Below are 904 nucleotides of genomic sequence, written 5' to 3' on the forward strand. Positions count from 1 at the left end.
TGTCGGGGTTTTGATGACCATCTACGTCGTATTCGGAGGAATGATTGCAACCAGCTGGGTCCAGATCATCAAGGCCGTTCTTTTGATGGCGGGGACGCTAATCATTTCGGTCATCGTTTTTTCAAAATTCGGCTTCAGCCTGACGAACATGTTCGAACAAATGAAAACAGCTACTCCGCTCGGGGCGGATTTTCTAAACCCCGGCAATAAGTATAAAGTTCCTCTTGAAACACTTTCACTCAATTTGGCGCTCGTCCTTGGAACAGCCGGCCTGCCCCACATTCTCATCCGCTTTTATACAGTAAAAGATGCCAAAACGGCAAGGAAATCGGTTGTCTCGGCAACATGGATTATCGGTATATTTTATATTATGACGGTCTTTCTCGGTTTTGGTGCTGCCGCTTTTGTCGGTTTTGAAAACATTTTAGCTGCCGATAAAGCGGGGAATATGGCCGCACCGCTGCTTGCTCAGGCGCTCGGCGGAGATTTTCTGTTCGCCTTCGTCTCAGCCATCGCTTTCGCCACGATTTTGGCGGTAGTTACAGGACTTGTCCTGTCGGCGGCTTCTGCTTTTGCGCATGATATATACAGCCAGATTATCAGAAAAGGCGCGGCTACGGAAAAAGAGCAAATGATTGCTGCAAGGTGGGCTTCCATCGGCGTATCCGTCCTTTCAATTCTGCTTGCTGTCTTTGCCCAATCGCTGAATGTCGCGTTTCTTGTCTCGCTAGCATTTGCCGTGGCGGCAAGCGCCAATTTGCCGCTTATTATCTTCACCGTCTTCTGGAAAAGATTCAATGCCGCCGGCGCTTTGGCCGGCAGCCTGACCGGCCTTTTAAGCGCTCTGATCCTTGTCTCCATCAGCCCGAGCGTATGGGACCCGGCCGGAAACGCCATCTTTGTT

At 50.3% G+C, this 904-nt stretch carries 1 protein-coding gene; it reads left to right on the forward strand.

Annotated elements, in window-relative coordinates; genetic code table 11:
• On the forward strand, nt 1–904 hold a 904-nt coding region (locus ACWHAR_RS24565; RefSeq protein WP_452088118.1), incomplete at both ends, for a solute symporter family protein.

This window comes from Bacillus sp. LR--39 (assembly GCF_053613335.1).